The sequence below is a fragment of the Sphingopyxis flava genome, from assembly GCF_900168005.1.
Taxonomy (GTDB): Bacteria; Pseudomonadota; Alphaproteobacteria; order Sphingomonadales; family Sphingomonadaceae; genus Sphingopyxis; species Sphingopyxis flava.
On sequence record NZ_FUYP01000021.1, the window covers coordinates 40,869 to 54,208 of the forward strand.

General features: G+C 63.1%; 12 protein-coding genes and 1 pseudogene. 4 read left to right on the forward strand and 9 right to left on the reverse strand.

Annotated elements, in window-relative coordinates; all coding sequences use genetic code 11:
* Positions 1 to 101 precede the first annotated feature (101 nt).
* Positions 102 to 701 (forward strand): hypothetical protein, encoded by a 600-nt coding sequence (locus B5X69_RS15180; RefSeq protein WP_020818480.1) that lies wholly within the window; start codon positions 102 to 104, stop codon positions 699 to 701.
* A 20-nt stretch (positions 702 to 721) separates the two neighbouring features.
* Here the strand turns inward: B5X69_RS15180 and B5X69_RS15185 are convergent, their stop codons facing one another.
* Both B5X69_RS15185 and B5X69_RS15190 read right to left on the reverse strand, forming a co-directional pair.
* Entirely contained in the window at positions 722 to 1,585 is an 864-nt protein-coding gene (locus B5X69_RS15185; protein ID WP_020818479.1) for a nucleotidyl transferase AbiEii/AbiGii toxin family protein, read from the reverse strand.
* Positions 1,578 to 2,252, reverse strand: a complete 675-nt coding sequence (locus B5X69_RS15190) for a type IV toxin-antitoxin system AbiEi family antitoxin domain-containing protein (RefSeq protein WP_020818478.1) — start codon at positions 2,250 to 2,252, stop codon at positions 1,578 to 1,580. Before B5X69_RS15190 ends, B5X69_RS15185 begins: the two co-directional genes overlap by 8 nt.
* 132 nt (positions 2,253 to 2,384) lie before the next feature.
* Here B5X69_RS15190 and B5X69_RS22025 point away from each other — a divergent pair, with 132 nt between their 5' ends.
* Positions 2,385 to 2,915: a ribbon-helix-helix domain-containing protein gene (locus B5X69_RS22025; RefSeq protein WP_063619123.1), complete on the forward strand. Its 531-nt coding sequence runs from the start codon at positions 2,385 to 2,387 to the stop codon at positions 2,913 to 2,915.
* 145 nt (positions 2,916 to 3,060) lie between these two features.
* Entirely contained in the window at positions 3,061 to 4,260 is a 1,200-nt protein-coding gene (locus B5X69_RS15205) for a tyrosine-type recombinase/integrase (RefSeq protein ID WP_079639518.1), read from the forward strand.
* 20 nt (positions 4,261 to 4,280) lie between these two features.
* Here the strand turns inward: B5X69_RS15205 and B5X69_RS15210 are convergent, their stop codons facing one another.
* The 5 genes from B5X69_RS15210 to B5X69_RS15230 form a co-directional block, all read right to left on the reverse strand.
* Positions 4,281 to 4,934 (reverse strand): hypothetical protein, encoded by a 654-nt coding sequence (locus tag B5X69_RS15210; RefSeq protein WP_020818476.1) that lies wholly within the window; start codon positions 4,932 to 4,934, stop codon positions 4,281 to 4,283.
* A 71-nt stretch (positions 4,935 to 5,005) separates the two neighbouring features.
* Entirely contained in the window at positions 5,006 to 5,206 is a 201-nt protein-coding gene (locus B5X69_RS15215) for a hypothetical protein (RefSeq protein WP_020818475.1), read from the reverse strand.
* Positions 5,207 to 5,255: 49 nt separating this feature from the next.
* Complete coding sequence (mobF, locus tag B5X69_RS15220) at positions 5,256 to 8,327, reverse strand: MobF family relaxase (protein WP_020818474.1); 3,072 nt, start codon at positions 8,325 to 8,327, stop codon at positions 5,256 to 5,258.
* On the reverse strand, positions 8,327 to 10,633 hold the full coding sequence (locus tag B5X69_RS15225) for a type IV secretion system DNA-binding domain-containing protein (protein WP_020818473.1): 2,307 nt from the start codon (positions 10,631 to 10,633) through the stop codon (positions 8,327 to 8,329). The genes mobF and B5X69_RS15225 overlap by 1 nt, the downstream gene beginning before the upstream one ends.
* Positions 10,623 to 10,913, reverse strand: a complete 291-nt coding sequence (locus tag B5X69_RS15230) for a hypothetical protein (protein ID WP_025160433.1) — start codon at positions 10,911 to 10,913, stop codon at positions 10,623 to 10,625. The genes B5X69_RS15225 and B5X69_RS15230 overlap by 11 nt, the downstream gene beginning before the upstream one ends.
* 554 nt (positions 10,914 to 11,467) lie before the next feature.
* Between B5X69_RS15230 and B5X69_RS15235 the strand changes: the two genes are divergently transcribed.
* Positions 11,468 to 11,686, forward strand: a complete 219-nt coding sequence (locus B5X69_RS15235; protein WP_020818471.1) for a hypothetical protein — start codon at positions 11,468 to 11,470, stop codon at positions 11,684 to 11,686.
* A gap of 119 nt (positions 11,687 to 11,805) precedes the next feature.
* Here B5X69_RS15235 and B5X69_RS22030 read toward each other — a convergent pair.
* A pseudogene (locus B5X69_RS22030) lies at positions 11,806 to 12,029 on the reverse strand (hypothetical protein).
* 366 nt (positions 12,030 to 12,395) lie between these two features.
* On the reverse strand, positions 12,396 to 12,887 hold the full coding sequence (locus B5X69_RS15245) for a hypothetical protein (protein ID WP_020818469.1): 492 nt from the start codon (positions 12,885 to 12,887) through the stop codon (positions 12,396 to 12,398).
* Positions 12,888 to 13,340: the final 453 nt, after the last annotated feature.

A 13,340-nucleotide genomic window follows, 5' to 3' on the forward strand; every position in this document is an offset into this window, starting at 1 on the left:
GCCCAGCGGTAAAGTGACACTGGTGGCAAAATCGCCAAATGACCGTCTTTGTGAGTAATTGGGGGATTCACATGAGTCTAACTTTGTGCTTGATTCGTTCCATGTTTCAGCAGGACCTTTTCGCACCTCCGCCCGCCCGCCGGACAATCGGAATACCCGATATCGTCCGCACGATCGCCGAACATTCAGCGCGTCCGCGCTACACCTTCATGGTGCTCGACCTTATTTCGCGGGTCGCCCGGGCGAATGGGCAGGCCGGGCCGCTCGTGCGCGATGGCGAGGCTCTGGTACCGATCCGTGAATGGCTGGCGACCGCGATCGCGCCGAGCGGGGCGCGGTACCATCAGCGTCGCGCGACCGCCGGCAAGGTGCGGGCGGCGCTCGCCGCGAAGGGCGAGCTGCCGGCCGACACGGCTGAAGCTGAACGGATCGTGGAAGCGCAAGTCAGCGAGCGCATTCGGGATACGGGCATGACGGCGATCAGCCGGGCCGTGTCCGAGCTGGTGCGGGCGGGTCTTATCGAACGCCACTATCAGGGTTTCCTGGTGGATCATGAGAACCGCGGGGCGCAGCGACATGCGGTCTATACGATAACGCCCGCCGTCCGGGCCGCGCTGCATCCCAACGTCGCCACGAGTGAGCATCAGCGAGACTTCTACATTCGCGGAATGCACGGCCAGCCTCGCGCGGCGGTGTCATGATAGCGCTGGAGGTTTGCCGCTCAAGCGTGACCAGAAGTCGACGTCAGTTTTTCCAGTTTGGCGAGGAAAAAGCGCTCACTCCACAGATCAAGCGACCTGAGTTCGGCCGGCCGCAGGAAACGCCGCACGTCGTCAGCGGCGGCCTTCCAGTCGATCTTCGCAATCGTGCTGCCCAGCGCTTCGTTCAGCCAGGGCATGTCGACGGCGATGTGATTATCTCCCGCCCAGGGACCGGCCTGGATGAGGGCATTGCGCAGGAGGGCCAGATTGAGCGTTACTCCCTTGGCGACATACCAGGAGAAATCGAACCAGTCCCGACCCTTGAGGAAACCCCGGCATAGCAAGGCATGAATCTTGAGAGCGAAATTGGACGGCAGATCCTGGTGCCGAACTTCGTGGTCCGCTGGAAAATCGAGATAGCTGGACGCCTCGCCCGAACCCGCAGGTGGGTTGACGTCGATCTCTAGCTTGATCCGGATCGTCTTTGGCTTACCAGCGCCCGCAAAAGACAGGTCGAGTTGGCTCGCGATGGAATCGTTCTTGATCAGCGCCTGGCGGATAGCCGTGTCCATCTTCGCCCTGGGCAGAGCATCGAGCTTCAGCCCGAACTGGCCGAACACCTCGATCAGGGTCTTGAGATAAGGCGTCCAGTCGAAGTCTGGGTCGGCCTGGCGCAGCAGGAAGTCGAGATCTTCCGAGAAGCGCGGTAGGCTGTTCAGGATGCGCAGGGACGTGCCGCCCTGGAATAGCGCGACGTCGAAGAAGTCGCCGCGCCAAAGGGCATAGAGCGCGATTTCCTGGAGGATTTCCTTGACCGCATTCTCTTCCTCTAGCGCATTGGCGGGATCGTAGCGGCGCAGTTTCTCCTGGATGATGTCAATCATGTGCTGAGCGGACCTTCCTGGCCATGACAGTGCTTTCGAGCGCGGCGAGGAAGCTGTTCACGGCCTTGTGCTTGTAGACCGGTTTCAGCTTGGCGAAATCCTTCCGTCGGAGCCCGAGGAGCATGTCCTCGTCGATCCGCATGCCATGGGTCAGCCACTCGATGCCCGCCCACTGCTGCTTGCGCAGGGCAACGAGGTCCAACAAGGCCCGCAGCGGCTGTGCGACGAAGGCGATGAGCTTGCCCATCTGCACGCGATCGACGCCGGCCAGGAACTGATAATCCGCGATAGCGAGCGGATGAAAGCTGAACGTGCCGAAGTCTGTCGTTTCAAAGCGGAGCGTTTTGCGGCCAGGCGTCACTCCCGCGGTCACAAAGACCGCTTCGGGGATCCAGCCATGATGGGCGAGCGCGCTTTCGAAAGAGACATAGCTACCCGGCATCAGACCTTGCGCAATGGCGAAGGGATGGATGGTTTCGGCCCGATAGCGCTTAGCCAGCAGGTAGGTGCCGCGCTTCACGCGGAGCAGGGAACCATCCTTGAGCGCCCGATTGACCAGGCCGTAGCGCCGGGCGTCTCCGCCGCCCAGCAGATTGCCGAGCTGGCGTTCGCTGAGGATATGATCGGCCAGACCCGCTGCCGTGATCTGTTGCGCCAGGGAGGACATGAAATTCCCGATACTTCCAATGTATGAAAGTTTCCAGAATTTTCTGACGAAGGGCGGGAAGCAGCGGAGGCACCCAGCATTGCTTAGTCTGCCCTTGATCCTGTCCAGAATATCAAACAGGAGGTTATCGCCATGAGCAAGCCTGTTACGCTCAATGTTCGGATCAGGGGCGCACTAGGCGATTTCGTCATGGCACATGTCGGCGCCGAAGGCTCCTACGAAAATGTCAGCGAATATGTCCGCGACCTCATCCGCCGGGACAAGGAACGGCTCAAGCCGAGCAGTTTGGTCGCCTCAAGGCAGAGCTTACGCAGGCATTCAATGCGCCGGAGGGCGGCTGGGCGAAATTTATGCCTGTACGCGACCGCTGGGGCGAGGCCCAAGGCGGATGCCTACATTCGCGGCCTCTTCGACTGCTTCGATCGGATCGCTAGGCGCGAAACGCGATGGCGCGCCATTCCGGCAGAATTCGGGGTCGAGGGCTTTTTCGGCCGCCATGAGCATCACTATGTCTTTTGGCGTTTCTGTCGGATGGATCCGTCGGGCATCGTGACCGTCCTGCACGCGCGTCGATATCGCGCTCTGATCAGCATTATCGGAAAAGCTTGTAAAACAGCCCCAAAAACCGCCCTCCCCGCGCGATCTGTCACTTACCATAATTGATCGTTATGGTAAGAACAAGTGCGCGGAAACAGCAGGGAAGGGCCAAAATGACGATCGCGAAAATGGCAGCGAAATCACGCGGCACAAATGTGCCGCGCCTTGTGCCGCATGAGCACAATGCCCGGCGCAAGGGCGCGTAGCAACGATGGCCGAAAAACCCGCCAGCCGTTCCGACGCCGAAATCGTGGTGGTCCGGACCAACGATGCCGCGCTGCCGACGCGATCGCCAAACGCGGATCCCGAGACCGTCGACATGCGGCTGCTGCGCACGATCGCCAGCATCGTTCCAGCGGATCTGCCGCCGATCAGCCAACTCGGACTCGAGACGACGCTGGCGGCCATGGCCGACGCGACAAAGGCGGCGATCGCCGCCGATCTCGACTGCTGGAGCGGCTGGCGCGGTGAGGAAGGCCGCTCACCGCTGCCCGCCGATCCCGAAGATCTGGTTCGCTATGTGAATGCGCTCGATGGCAGGGGCAAGAAGCCCGCGACGCTCGCGCGCCGGATCGCTAGCCTCGGCACGGTCCACCGCATGATGGGATTGGCGGGCGAAGCCGCGCCTACCGACGCACCGATGGTGCGCGCGGCGCTCAAGGCCGTCCGCAGGCGCAGAGGAGCCTTGCAGCGCCAGGCAGCGCCATTGCGGCTCGGCAAGGCACTGGACAGCCATGTCACCAAGGGATTCACCCTCGCTGCGCTTCTCGATGCCTGCGGCGGCGACCTGCAGGGGCTGCGCGACGCTGCCCTGCTATCGCTCGGATATGACGCGGGGCTGCGCGTAAGCGAACTCACGGTGGTCGAAGCTGTGCATATCGATCCCCAGCAGGATGGTTCGGCGACGCTGTTCATCCCCTTCTCCAAGACCGACCAGGAAGGCGAAGGCGCCTGGGCATGGCTGTCGGCCGAGACCATGCGGCGGGTCGGCGCCTGGCTGGAAGCGAGCGGTATCGAGGAAGGCCCCCTGTTCCGCAGGGTCGGAGTCGATCGGCGGCGCGTACGCGCCAGCGATTCTGAAACGGCGCTCGCCCGAACGACCTATTCCATCGGAACGGCGCCGCTGACACGCCAGGGCGTCAACGGCATCTACCGACGCGTCGCGCTTGCAGCATTCGAACTGGGATTGGTGAGTCTCCCCGCCAGCGAGTTGACCGCCGCGGTGCAGGCATTGTCCACTCACTCCCTTCGCGTCGGCCTGACCCAGGACCTTTTTGCTGCCGGAGAGGACGGCGCGGGAATAGCCCAGGCGCTGCGCTGGAGCTCGCCCGCTACGGCATTACGCTATGGCCGCAAGCTCGCGGTTCGCAGCAATGTCGCCGCCCGGGTCCTATCGCGCGTGCGCCGCTGACCACACTTACGCGTCCGGAATCACAGAGCTTCGGGGCGCGACAACATCATACGCGTTTTGAGATTGCCATCGGGCCTCCGATGAAGGTCAATGATGTGGCCGGCCCGAGGTGCAAAGATCATGAGTTCAGCGGCTGTCTCGTAGGATGTATTCGACCCGAAATAGCGCACCGGTCCGTGCCACTTCTGACCTTCGATGAGCCGGAGCCGGAATGTGCCCTGCGGCACCGGCACGCGAATCCGGTCATTTTTCGAGACATAGATCGAAATGGCGTGTCGGCCGGTGGTCGGGTCGATGAGCTGCACGACGGCATTGCTGTCCGCCGTCTCGACGGTGAGGAAGCTGCTAACGGGTTCGTGCATCGCCCAACTCGCCACAGTTACCGACCCTGATTCCGGAAATGGCATCGCCGCCTCGCGATCCGGCAGCCAGCCCGCCCGTTGAGCTTCGCCGTAGAGGGGGATCAGAATGAGGAGGAGGCTCAGGGCAAAGGGAATATATCGAACAGGGCTGGAACGCCTGGAGCCCCGCCAGCGTCCGCGTTGATAGTCGAAGCTTCGAATGGCCGGGTCGAACCAGGCGCCCTCCACGCGCCCGGCTCGGTCATTCCAGCGCGTGCTTCCGCTCCGCGCGCGCTGCCGCTCGCGCATATAGTCTCGATCGTCGATGCCCATGCGCGGTTATCCTCCGATTGCCCGAGGGGGCGCGTCGCCGCGGCGCTGAGTGAATTCCATGACCGCCTCCTTCAGCCCCACCCATCCCGCCGGCCTTCGCCATTGTCGCGCAGGTTGCGCCCGTCGAGCGCCGATCGGCGGATGCTGAGCTCCACTTCCCCGCCTTTGCGGGTGATCTGCACATCGCGCGGATCGAGATTGTTGCGCCTGGCATAATCGTCAGCCGCCTTCTCGCTGCCGAACTTGCCGGCCTGCTCAAATTCCCATGCCATCGTTTCGTCTCCTTCCTTTCGCCCCCGGCGCCGCGCCGGCGGCTTCATGCTACAAATCGAGGCCGAGGCTGCGCTCGGGCAGCGGCGGCAATTGTTCCGCCCGGTCGGGCTTCGGTTCGGGCTTCGCTGCCTGGTCCTTTCCGACCGGCGCTGCGGCGCCGGCGTCAGGGAGCGGGGGCAGGTCGTCAGGCAGCGGCGGGAGATCGGACAGGTCGACGCCGTCGATCGGGCCGGGATTGAAATCCTCGCGCGCCTTCGCGCCCTTGGCCATGTTCCCATCTATGTCGAGGCGGCCGACGGTTTCGAGCGAAGAGGTCTTGTTGCCCGGGTTCATGTCGAGCTGCCGTGCCAGCTTCTCCTTGTCGTCAACGATCATCGTCAGGCCGTCGCGCACGCGCGTCACGAGGACATTGAACAGGCGCTGGTTGGACAGGAAACGCTCGAATGAGGACATGACGCCGATCGCCCTGTCGGTTGTGATGCCTTGCGCCATATGCATGTTCAGCGAGTAGGCGAGGTCGAGGCGCGAGAGCATCGGATCGCCCATCGGCAGGGTCAGTTGCTCCTTGCCCGCCGTCTCTACCGTGACGCCGGAGCCGTCGACGCTCACCACCCGGGCGAGGGTGGCGTTGTGAAGCCCGCGGCCCTTGTCGTTCGCGGTCCAGCGGATGCGGTCGCCCTCGTGGATATCGAGCGGCTTTTTCTCGGAGAGCTGGAGCCGGTCCCGCTGCTCTGCCGGCGACAGCTTCTGCGGATCGAAGCGGATCCTGCGCCGTCCGTCTGCGAGGTCGACCTTGCCACTGGCATGGACCTTGAGGACATCGTATCGCCCGGCCTGGATGCCGACATCCTGCGCCCCGCCCCGACCCACCTCGAGGGTCTGGCCGGGGCGATAGGTCGACGCATAGCGCAATTCCTCGCGCGTCGTATTCACTCGATCATAGACTGTGAGCTGGAGCGCCTCGCCCTTGACGCTTCCTTCGGCGATCAATCCGGCTTGAATGCGCTTGTTGATAGTCTCGCGCGCGTCTCTGCCTGATGCGAATACGGCGGTCGCCTCACGCTCTTCCGGTGAAAGGCCGAGCCAACTATCGGCCGCGGCGGCGGCCGGATCCTTCTCTTCCACGATATGCTCGCCGAGCACCTTCATGGCGGCGCCCGCCTTTCCCACGTTCGCGAGTTCGGCGACAACCTTCAGCTTCTGCTGCTCTTCGGTTAGCGGCTGGCCCGGCTTCCCGATGCGGATATTCTGGGTCATCCGCACCATCGTCGCGCCGGCAGCCTGGATCATGGCGAAGGCCTTGCCCCAGTCGATCGAGGAGAGCTGCTGCCTGTCGCCGACGAGGACGAGCTTGTCGACGCCCATCGCCGCGCTGATCTGGTGAAGCTTCAGCATATCGCTTGCCGAGACCATCGAGGTCTCGTCCACGAGGAGCATGGTGCCGGCGAGCCTTTCCCGCGCCGCTTCATAGCGCGGCGTGTTCCGTTCGGCGATGAAGCGCTCGTGGGCGAGGACAAAGGAGGCGATCGTCTGGGCCTGGATGCCGGCGCCCTCGGCGAGATCGCCGACCATTTTGTTCTGGAACGCGAGACCCCGGATCGTACGGCCTTCGGCCTCCGCGACGCGCGAGACCGCCTGCAGCATCGTGGACTTGCCCGTGCCCGCCTTTCCCTGGATCGTGATCGTGCGATCGTCAGAGGAGAGGATCAGGGTCGCGGCGGCAAGCTGCCCGGGATTGAGTGGATGCTCCGCGACTGCCTGAAGGCGCGCGGGCGCGTCGGCAGCAGACAGGACGGGATTTGCGGCGCCATTGCCTTCCTTCACCAGGTCGAGGATCTTCTCCTCGATGCGCAGCGCCTCCTGGGTCGTCACCATCTTGCCGTCGCGGTCCGTGGCATGGGCAGTTCCCATCACGATCTGCCGATTCTGGACGAGCTGATCGATCCGGCGCTCGACGCTTTCGACGGTGACGCCTTTGAGACCGAGATCGAGCGCAGTCTTCGACACCATATGAAGCGGCCAGGCCGCCTCGCGTTCGGACAGGATGCGGACGGCCGATGCGACCGCGAGTTGCGTGCGGGCCTCTTCGGGTGACTTGACCGCGCGCGCGAGCGCATGGTCGACTAACGGGTCGTGTGGGCGAAGGAAATCGCCGAGCCGGCTGCGCGCGAGATCGATGGCATCGACGATCGCGCGATAGCCGCGCTCGAGCGGCCCGACCGCGGTCATCATGCCAGCACGCGCTTCCGCGGCCGCGCGCAGGTCCTTTCCGTCGAAACCGAGCGCAGCGGCCCGCTCGATCCAGCTTTGCCTGAGCGCGCCGCGATCCTCGACGTCGAGCTTGGGATCGCGGGTATTGATCGTGATCTGGTCGCGGCCCTTGTGGGATGTTATGCCGGTTTCGGCCGCCTTGTTGAGAATGTCCTCGCGCCGTTGGCTGAACTCCTCACGCGCGGCCTTTGGCACGCCGACGATCTCGAAGGTTCCGTGCTTGCCGCGAAGCTCTACAGTGTAGCCGATCTTCTCGAGCGCCGTCCGCAGGTAGCTGTGGTAAATCGCGCCGATGATGCTGTTGTGGCTCCAGATCTTGTCGGCGTGAAGGGCTTGCCACTTGCCATCGGGCATCTGCGTCATGTTGCCGATCACAGCGTGAATATGGCCCTGCGGATCGAGCGCCCGGCTGGTATCGTGCTGGAAGAGCGCATAGACGAGATTGCCGGTCTGGACCGGAACCTTGCGGCCGTCGACGTCGCGCCGGCCTTCGGCAAGGTTCTTTTCGACCCAGGCCATCGTCTGCTTGACGGCCGCCATGTTGGCGGAGAGCACGCGCTTGTCGCCGGCGACATAGGCCATCACCGACGCGGACTTCGGCATCGAAAAGGTAAGGTCGAGGCCGTGCCGGCGGTTCTCGACCTGGGCGACCCCTTCCCCGCTCGGCAGGAACCCGTTTAGAATCCCTTCGAAGGCGTCCTTCGACACCTCGCCAGAGAGACCAGCGATGTCGGCCCCTTCCCCTGCCCAGGCGCTGACCTCGGACGAATCCTCGACGGTGTAATAGTCGTCCTTCGCGAAATAATTCGCGGACCCGGCGGCCGAGCGGATCGGGGCGACGGAGAGCATCAGATGCCCATATCGAGATCGTTGTCGTCACGGCCGGCCGAGAAGTCCTGACGCAGTTCGGCGAGCGTCTGATCCTCGACCTGGGGCGTCCCCTGACCCTGCCGATGGCCATCGCTCCGATCGTCGCGATCCCGCGCCGCAACAGCCTGCTCGTCTGATCGGGCCGGTGCCGCGGGCGCCTTTTCGGCGCTTTCACCCTTTACCGATCCCTGATCACCGCGGTCGTCCGTGCCCTGCGCCGCCCGTGCCGCCGCGTTCCCCTCTTCTTCTGCTTCCGCCGACAATATCCCGGCGGCCAAATCCCGCGCGAGATTGGGAGATTCCAGAATCTCGTCGATCACCAGCAACGAGCCGTCCCGCCCGCCGGCTTCCCCTGCCCCATCCTCCTCGAACGCCCCTTCTCCGCGCCTTGATCGAACGGGTTGAACATTGGCGCGAGGCATGAAGCCCTCGGCGACAACGGGGTATCGTTTCCATTCGAGCTTGATCCGTCCTGCGGGGAATCCGTCCGGATATTTGACATATCCGTGAAGCGCCGGAAGGTTGGTGATGTCGTCGGGAAGGACAAGCGGTTCGACCTGCTTTCGCGGAGTCAGCGTCGAAGCGTCGCGCGTGTTGTTATAGCCGTAAGAATAGGCCTCATCCATCTGGCGAACCTCACGGTTTCCGATGTAGAGGGAGCATTCTTCGGCGGTCTTATATTCGCCGGTGGCGAGGATCAGCTTGGTGCGTGCTAGCGAAGCAAGATTTCGAGCGCCTTCTTCGCCGTAGACCTCGACGAGCTTCGGAAAGCTGTGGAGGCCGAGGAGCATTGCTCCGCCAAAATTGCGTGCGGTCTGAAGTCCCTTCTCGATGGCCGGCAGACGGTGGAGCGCGGCGAGTTCGTCGAACACGAACCAGGTGCGCAGACTGTTCGTCCGCGGCATCGACATGAGGCTCGTGATGGACAGGTTCGTCCAGAGCGTCAGGAGCGGACGGTTCAGCTCCAGGTCCTCATAATCGGAGGTGATGAAGAGGATGGCGCCGGGCCTTTTGTCGGCCGTCATCCACCTGCGAATGGAGTAAGGCTCGCCCTCGTCGGGGAGGAACCGCAGGACCTGCGCATTGGTATTGAAGACAGCCCGGATCGATTCCGCCATCCGTGCAGCTTCCGGGGCGGTCAGCGGGTCCGCGATTGTGTTGGCCAGATAGCGGTGCACGCGCTTCAGGTCGGCCGTCATCAGATTGTCGGAGAGAGCGAGATTGGTCGTTTGGCCGCGCTCGCGGAGCTTGATGCACATTTCGATGAAGAGAGTGCGCGCGGCGAGCGCCCAGAAGGGCTCGGACGATCCGCCGTCGGACGGAACGAGAGAGGCAGCCGCTGCCGTGAAATGACTGTAGCTCGTGCAGTCGTTGAAGATGGTCCAGGCGGGACAGCGCTGGTCCATCGGGTTGAGGATCGTGTCGCGTTCCGGGTCGTAGAACGCTTCGACGTAGGCGCCCGTGAGGTCGAAAACGACGGCGTTGTCCTGGCGCTGGCGCATCTGCACAATCAGATCGCGAAGCTGTGTCGTTTTCCCGGCGCCGGTCGTTCCGAATAGCATCGCATGCGACTGCTCGAGCCGATGGGGGAAAGGGATGTCGGCGAGCTTGTAGGGATGGTGGATTCCGGCTGCCTTGCGCACGGCGAAGGGAAGCGCGAGGACGTCCCGCGGCGACTTCCCGGGAAAGAGTTCGACCGCCTCGGTTTCGAACTTCTCGCGATTATATTCATTGATCTCGTTGAGAAGGATATCGTGGTCGACAAGCATGGCGCCGCGTTCATGCCGTTCCTGAAGGATCGCGCGGCCGCGTCGATGCGAGATGTCGATGAACCAAATGGTCAACGGAATGGTGATGAAGGCCGAGATGAGGAACGCGCCCAACAGTCCTCTCATGGCGACGGTCCATGCCCTGATCACCTCGGGGATGTAGGGGACTGCCGGCATCACGGTGCGAAGGACGTCTCCGCTGGGAAGCGTGACGTTGACGCGCTTGTTCGGATCGAGGTCGATCCAGTTCCACAAGGCCGAATAGAGCTTCATTCCGATGAGCTGGACGCCGTGCTCGTCGAGCTTCACGGCGAGGATGAGGCAGAAGGCTATGAGGAAGACAAAAAACCATAGCAGGAAGGGCAGCTTCGCGCCCGAGAACCACATCAGCATCTCGTGCGTGAGGAGCTGGCTTCCGCGCGTGAAATTGCCTGAGTTGCGCTGCACATTTCCGCGCGCGCTGTGATGAATGAGGGGGATGTTGCGCCCGTTCGATCGAATGTCCTTACGCGCCATGGTAGGTCTCCAGACGCTTGTCGGTTTCAGCGAGGATGCGATCGCGATATTCGGGGAATTGCTCGCGGATGATGATGTCGAGAGCGAGGTGCTGAAACTCGTTGATCCGCGCGAGCCGCCGCTGGCTTCCAGCGAGAATCTGGCCGGCTCCAAGGAAGGCGTCGACCGCGTGCCGGATGAGGTCTGAGGCGGTGCATTCGCGCTCGGCCGCGATCGCGACTAGACGGTCATATTTGCTGCGGTCGAGCCTGACCGTGCAATGCTTGTTGGGGGTCATCAAAACCAGGCCTCCTAGCAGGGAGGCTGGTGGGGTCTCAGAAACCTGCCCGTCTTATAGTTCAGCCATGCCCGCATGGCAAGAATTCTCGATCTGGCGAGCGGCCCGTGTTCTCGCGTAACACACTGAAATGCCCGCAAAATAGCGGTTTGCGTGTGGGCGCCACATGCGTCCCACAGGCGAACACGCGCGGTTTTCGCCTCATCTTCTTGAAAACGCGAAGAAAGCTCCTGCACCCTGGTGCGTAGGGTGTGCTGCTCTGTACCAGGGCAGATCTCCACCCTCGGGTCGTCATGTGACACAGATGGTCTGGGATGAAAAATGCCTTCGGCGGGGCGCCTCGCCGTCCTTTGGACGGAACGGCGTGCAAGGCGTGATTACGCGAAGCGAGACTGCCAGTCTGCGCGTCTTAGCGTTGTGAACGACGCTGATGGGATTTGTTTGCACGAGGAAAAGTGCACCGAAAAACATCGGCGACGTTCCGCTTTCGAGGCCGGTCGCGAGAGGCTATAGTGTCGCGGTTCATAGCCCGATCAGCGTGAACCAAGAGGCCCTTCATGGCACGCACATTGGAACAGGAAAGAGCCGCGATCGAAAAGGATGTCCGCAAGCTCGAAGAGCGGCGGCAAAGACTGGAAGAGAAGGAACGCGAGGCAGCCATTCAGGCCATCGAGAAGACCGGTCTTCTCAAACTCGAGACAAAGCGGCTGGGGAACCTTCTCGGCCGGATTCGGAGCCTCGGGATAGACGAAGTGGAAAAGCGCCTGACGGCGTGAACAGCCCCCGCCGCGAGCATGCTCGCGGCACGGACATGGAGGGCTCGATGCCCTCCATGTCCGTTCTGACCCCACAGCAAAAAAAGGGAGAGGCGCAGACGCGCCCCTCCCCATCTGTCTCAGAATTCGTCAAGCCGTCCGCCCGGCACGCTGTGGACGATCCGGTCTATGATCGTCATCGGCAGCGCGCCGTAATCGCCCTCGTCGATGGTGATGTAGCCGGCCTCCTCGTCCGCCACGACATGCTGGTCGAAGTAGCTGTGAAGCGCGCGGCGTTGGCATTCGCGATGGCGGCGAAGAAGGCGGCGTTGTCGGCGGCGGCGCTGGTCGAGATGATCTGCATGATAGGCTCCTGTCGGTCTTGAATGACAGGAGCGGCGCGTCGGGCGGCCGAGGCCGGGTCAAGGATCGCGAAGCGACCGCGTGAGCGGCGGTGGGGGTCACGATTTTCTTCGGCGGCCGCCAACGCCGAAGGAGAAGCGCCGCGCTCGATCCGCCGAAGAAAATGGTGGGGCCCCACCGTCCTTGAGGCGGTCTCGGCCGTCCGACATAATGGGAAGTCTGTGAGAGATGTTTCCCCTCGTCGGGACGCTGCGGCAAGGCGTAGCGGCGTGCGGACCGACGGGTCCGCGCGGCACGCGAGCGAGCCGGAACGAGTTCGGCGATGGATGAGAAGAAGGGGCCGAGCGGATACCCGGCCCCGATGTCGTCAGGGATGCCGGCCGCAATGGCAAAAATGCTCATCGATGCCGCTGATCGAGCATAGGCCTGGACCGAAGCCGGCCGCCATGACCTCGGTATCGGCGATATAGCCAAGCTCGCTGGCGATCGTGATTGCCTGGGGCCGGAGCACCGGATCGAGCTTGTCGATGGCAGGCCCGAGCGCTTCTGTGAACCAGCGTTCGTACATTTGGTAGCTTCCTCCGGCGGTCTGGCGCATCATGGCTTTCGAAACGCGGCCCGCCTCGTCCCGAAACTGGGCCAGACTATCTGATTGGGCGGCTGCCGACAGCGGGTCATCTTGCGGAATGTGCGGCTGTGGTGGGCGGTGTTCGGCCGCGACCTGGTATGCCCTGCAGCAGTTCGAACAGCGGGCGCATTCATCGACCTCGTCATATTGCTCAGGATCGTAGAGCGTCGCGCAGTACGGGCAGATCGGAGCGTTGAACAGCGCCCGGAGATCGTCGGAAAGGTTGTCCATAAGAGCCTCCATCAGAATGATGCCGTGCTCCCCATCTCTCATCGATGAGGATGGGCTCAGCGGGACGCGGTGTTGAGGCGGTCAGGGACGGCATGGCCGCCGCGAAGCGGGCAGCGGGGGAACCGATTTTGTTGCCGGGTAGCGCAGCGGAGCGGCGGCAAAATCGGGGGGACCGCTGATCCTTGACGGCCGAGGAACACCCAGCGTCATGCTATGGCGATGAAGCCCCGTCTGATGCCGAGATGTGCGAACGCGTGCTTGCCTCCTGCCCGGCAAGTCGAGCGGGTAACCCGGCAGTAAATCCCCGGCGCTACTCCGGCGAACGGGGTGCCGCTTGGTTGGTCCTCGTCGCTGTGCTAGGCGCTTCGGCGTGCTGCAAAAACGGCAGCGCCGGGGCTTAAGAACCCTGTCGAGAACGGCACACGGTGTGATTTCACGCCGGGGTGCCTGCGC

Bases quoted from the DNA above. Each gene is read 5' to 3' on its own strand.
- B5X69_RS15185 (WP_020818479.1), bottom strand. From the start codon at position 1,585: ATGATTGACATCATCCAGGAGAAACTGCGCCGCTACGATCCCGCCAAT.
- B5X69_RS15205 (WP_079639518.1), top strand. From the start codon at position 3,061: ATGGCCGAAAAACCCGCCAGCCGTTCCGACGCCGAAATCGTGGTGGTC.
- B5X69_RS15210 (WP_020818476.1), bottom strand. From the start codon at position 4,934: ATGGGCATCGACGATCGAGACTATATGCGCGAGCGGCAGCGCGCGCGG.
- B5X69_RS15190 (WP_020818478.1), bottom strand. From the start codon at position 2,252: ATGTCCTCCCTGGCGCAACAGATCACGGCAGCGGGTCTGGCCGATCAT.
- B5X69_RS15235 (WP_020818471.1), top strand. From the start codon at position 11,468: ATGGCACGCACATTGGAACAGGAAAGAGCCGCGATCGAAAAGGATGTC.
- B5X69_RS15245 (WP_020818469.1), bottom strand. From the start codon at position 12,887: ATGGACAACCTTTCCGACGATCTCCGGGCGCTGTTCAACGCTCCGATC.
- B5X69_RS15180 (WP_020818480.1), top strand. From the start codon at position 102: ATGTTTCAGCAGGACCTTTTCGCACCTCCGCCCGCCCGCCGGACAATC.
- B5X69_RS22025 (WP_063619123.1), top strand. From the start codon at position 2,385: ATGAGCAAGCCTGTTACGCTCAATGTTCGGATCAGGGGCGCACTAGGC.
- B5X69_RS15225 (WP_020818473.1), bottom strand. From the start codon at position 10,633: ATGGCGCGTAAGGACATTCGATCGAACGGGCGCAACATCCCCCTCATT.
- mobF (WP_020818474.1), bottom strand. From the start codon at position 8,327: ATGCTCTCCGTCGCCCCGATCCGCTCGGCCGCCGGGTCCGCGAATTAT.
- B5X69_RS15215 (WP_020818475.1), bottom strand. From the start codon at position 5,206: ATGGCATGGGAATTTGAGCAGGCCGGCAAGTTCGGCAGCGAGAAGGCG.